We start from the raw sequence: 3,881 nt of genomic DNA, 5'->3' as shown, positions 1-3,881 counted from the left end.
GCGCTGCCCCTCATCCGCCTGCCGGCACCTTCTCCCCGTATAGTGACGGGGAGAAGGAAACTACTTCGATCAGTCTTCGTTGCCCTTGACGGTGACGCCGAGCGTCTTCGGTAGGTCGAGCGGGTTGGACATGGCGCCCGCCATGATCAGTGCGAACGGCACGGATGCCGGCGGCTCGGCCGAGATTTCGAGGCTCTTCGGATCATCGAGGAATTTGCTGACCGCGGCCGTAACCTGCGCCGTCAGTTCCGGATTGTTGAGCTGCGCCATGCCAAACGGCACGATCGCCTTGGCCTGGTTGGCGATGTCCTTGCCGGACATGCCTTGCTGTTTGCCGACATAGTCCAGAACCTTGTTGGTCAGCGAATCGTCGTCGAAGCGGATCGAGGCGCTGTTGAACGAAAGCTGCTGCAACAGGCCGAGCATGGCCATGCCTTGCGCCGAATTGTCGGCGCCTTCAGGCTGTGCCGCCATCTTCTTCTGCATTTCCTGCAGCGACTTGATAAAGTCCAGCGTGTAGCCGCCGAGATTGAAGGTCATGCCGAGCGTGCCGGCATTCTCGACCGAGATGTCGTATTTCGACAGTTCCATTTTGCCGTCCGTGGGCTGCCAGGTGCCGGCCATTTCGAGATTGCCCGCGATGTTCTGGTAGCCGAGCGCGTTGATGACTTCCTTGGACTTGGGATCGTCCACCAACGTCAGGTCGGCGTTGAATTTCTCCGTGGTGGCGGTGAATTCCATCGCCTTGCCGTCCGCCGGCGGCGTGATCTCGATGGCAAGTCCATCCATCGAGAAGGCGGTCTTGTCGGCGACCTTGACGGTCATGTTCGAGAGTTCGGCTGACTTGTACATCATCAGCGAGCCGAGCGGGCCGGTGGCGCCGTCGGCCGGAACTGTCATGTCATGAATGACGAAGGGGCTGAGGTCGAGGGTGACGCCGTCCTTGCTGTGTGTGAAGGCAGCCGTCGATACGGTGGCGATGTCATAGCCGCCATTTGCCTCGGTCACACCTTCGAGTTTGACGTCGCCGATGGGAAGCGCTTCCTTCTCCGCCGCCGGTTTGATGGCAACGCCCTGCAGCACCATGCTGGTGTTGTCGCCGGTCACGCCGGTCCAGGTGATGTCGACACCTTGTGCGACAAGCGCGGCCTTCAGCCGGTCGGCCACTGCCGTATCCTGTGCGAGGGCCGCATTCAGCGGCAGCGTGAGCAAGAAGGTCGAAAGGGCCAATTTCCTAAGAGTTGAGCGTTTGATTGTCATCGCAAGGTCCCTGAGAGTGTCCTGAAATTGTTTTTTCAATTATTTGCGCCATCACCATTCCGTGACGAACTGGACCGGAAAAAGGCGTGTCCCGGCACATTGGTCAAAAATCGCGATGAAAGGCAAACCCGATCCCACCGTCTTTGCGCAAACCGGTGAATTTGTCATGAAGAGCCGATAGCCGGATATCGTCGCGCTTGGCCATAGAACCCGCATGTAACAGGCTGATGTTGGCCGACATCCCCCGGGGTGCGGTTTCGTGTTGCAGAAGGGCCGGTATCTCTGTCGGGCTCTTGCCGCGAATCACCCGCTCAGCTAGTCCGAGCCCATGGGAAAAAGGCTTTTGCCGCCTGAAAATGGCGGTGGCGATCATATCGAACCGGTCGATCTGAAGAAGGCGCTGGAAGAGCGCTATCTGGCTTATGCGCTGTCGACCATCATGCACCGGGCACTGCCCGATGTGCGCGACGGACTGAAGCCGGTCCATCGCCGCATCATGCACGCCATGCGTCTGCTGCGGCTTAACCCCGACCAGGGCTTTGCCAAATGCGCCCGCATCGTCGGCGAGGTGATGGGCAAGTTCCACCCGCATGGCGACCAGTCGATCTATGACGCGCTGGTGCGGTTGGCGCAGGATTTCTCGATGCGCTATCCGCTGGTCGACGGGCAGGGCAATTTCGGCAACATCGACGGCGATAACGCCGCCGCCATGCGCTACACCGAAGCGCGCATGACCGATGTGGCGACCGAACTCTTGTCCGGCATCACCGAGGATGCCGTCGATTATCGGCCGACCTACAATGAAGAAGACGAGGAGCCGGTGGTTTTGCCCGGCGCCTTTCCGAATCTGCTGGCCAACGGCTCGTCCGGCATCGCGGTGGGCATGGCGACATCGATCCCGCCCCACAACGCCGCCGAGCTTTGCGATGCCGCACTTCACCTGATCGAAAACCGGGACGCGCCGGTGGCGAAGCTGATGGAGTTTGTCCAGGGGCCGGATTTCCCGACCGGCGGCATCATCGTCGACAGCCGCGCCTCGATCCTCGAAGCCTATGAAACCGGCCGCGGTGGCTTTCGCGTGCGCTCGAAGTGGTTCCAGGAGGACCAGGGCAGGGGCACCTGGAGCATCGTCGTCTCCGAAATCCCCTACGGCGTGCAGAAGGCGCGGCTGATCGAGAAGATCGCCGAACTGCTGATGGCACGCAAGCTGCCGCTGCTCGAGGACATCAGGGACGAAAGCGCCGAGGACGTCCGCGTCGTGCTGGTGCCGAAGAGCCGTTCGGTCGATCCCGGCATCTTGATGGAATCGTTGTTCAAGCTGACCGAGCTCGAAAGCCGCTTCCCGCTCAACATGAACGTCCTGTCGCGCGGCAAGGTGCCCAACGTGCTGTCGCTGAAGGGCGTACTGCAGGAGTGGCTCGAGCATCGCCGCGAGGTTTTGATCCGCCGCTCGAAACATCGGCTTGGCGAGATCGAAAGACGGCTGGAGATACTTGCCGGCTACCTGATCGCCTACCTCAACATCGACGAGGTGATCAGGATCATCCGCGAGGAGGATGAGCCAAAGCAGGTGATGATGGCCCGCTGGTCGCTCACCGACACCCAGGCCGAAGCCATCCTCAACATGCGGCTGCGCGCTTTGCGCAAGCTTGAAGAATTCGAGATCCGCAAGGAATTCGACGGCCTGAGCGCGGAGAAGAAGCAGATCGAGGCACTGCTTGCTTCAAACGAGAAGCAGTGGGCGACGATCAAATGCGAAGTCACCAATATCCGCGACAAGTTCGGTCCGGAGACCGAACTCGGCAAGCGTCGCACCCAGTTCGCCGACGCGCCCGAGCATGATCTGACCGACATCGCCCACGCCATGATCGAGCGCGAGCCGGTCACCGTCGTCGTGTCGGAAAAGGGCTGGCTGCGGGCGATGAAGGGGCATCTGGCCGATCTCTCGACGCTGACCTTCAAGGAGGGCGACAGCCTCAAGCTCGCCTTCCATGCCCAGACCACCGACAAGGTGCTGGTCTTCACCACCGGCGGCAAATTCTACACCATCGGCGCCGACCGGCTGCCTGGCGGGCGAGGCCATGGCGAGCCGATCCGCATCATCGTCGATATGGACAATGATCAGGACATCGTCACCGCCTTCGTCCACGACCCGAAGCGCAAGCTGCTGCTGGCCTCGCACGACGCCAACGGTTTCATCGTGCCGGAGGAGGAGGTCGTCGCCAACACCCGCAAGGGCAAGCAGGTGATGAACGTCAAGGCGCCGGACGAAGCCAAGCGCTGCATCCCGATCACCGGCGACCATCTCACCATCGTCGGCGAGAATCGCAAGATGCTGGTGTTCGCGCTCGCCGAGATTCCGGAGATGGGCCGCGGCAAGGGCGTGCGACTGCAGAAATACAAGGATGGCGGCCTTCTCGATCTCAAGCCGTTCACGCTGGAGACCGGCCTCTCCTGGCAGGATTCGGCCGACCGCACCTTCACAAGGTCGCGCGAGGAACTGGCCGAGTGGATCGGTGCCCGCGCGTCGGCCGGACGGATGGTGCCAAAGGGATTCCCGAGGACGGGGAAATTTGGGTAGCGCTGCTAATCTCCCCCCTTGAGGGGGAGATGTCGCCAAA

General features: G+C 61.3%; 3 protein-coding genes. 1 reads left to right on the top strand and 2 read right to left on the bottom strand.

Features of this window, described 5'->3' with window-relative positions:
• Window positions 1–69: 69 nt before the first annotated feature.
• Together EOC06_RS34215 and EOC06_RS40455 are read right to left on the bottom strand one after the other, a co-directional pair.
• Window positions 70–1,260: a hypothetical protein gene (locus EOC06_RS34215; protein WP_128309889.1), complete on the bottom strand. Its 1,191-nt coding sequence runs from the start codon at window positions 1,258–1,260 to the stop codon at window positions 70–72.
• A 103-nt stretch (window positions 1,261–1,363) separates the two neighbouring features.
• Window positions 1,364–1,633, bottom strand: a complete 270-nt coding sequence (locus EOC06_RS40455; protein ID WP_127258120.1) for a hypothetical protein — start codon at window positions 1,631–1,633, stop codon at window positions 1,364–1,366.
• Here EOC06_RS40455 and parC point away from each other — a divergent pair.
• Window positions 1,589–3,841 (top strand): DNA topoisomerase IV subunit A, encoded by a 2,253-nt coding sequence (gene parC, locus EOC06_RS34210; protein WP_128309888.1) that lies wholly within the window; start codon window positions 1,589–1,591, stop codon window positions 3,839–3,841. The two genes, EOC06_RS40455 and parC, sit on opposite strands and share 45 nt — an antisense overlap.
• Window positions 3,842–3,881 lie beyond the last annotated feature (40 nt).

The organism is Mesorhizobium sp. M7A.F.Ca.MR.362.00.0.0, from assembly GCF_004023175.1.
Classification (GTDB): Bacteria; Pseudomonadota; Alphaproteobacteria; order Rhizobiales; family Rhizobiaceae; genus Mesorhizobium.
The sequence above is the reverse complement of the archived record's forward strand: the minus strand, read 5'-3'. Positions and strand labels throughout refer to the sequence as shown.

Coding starts and splice junctions, on each gene's coding strand:
- EOC06_RS34215 (WP_128309889.1), bottom strand. CDS start 1,260: ATGACAATCAAACGCTCAACTCTTAGGAAATTGGCCCTTTCGACCTTC.
- parC (WP_128309888.1), top strand. CDS start 1,589: ATGGGAAAAAGGCTTTTGCCGCCTGAAAATGGCGGTGGCGATCATATC.
- EOC06_RS40455 (WP_127258120.1), bottom strand. CDS start 1,633: ATGATCGCCACCGCCATTTTCAGGCGGCAAAAGCCTTTTTCCCATGGG.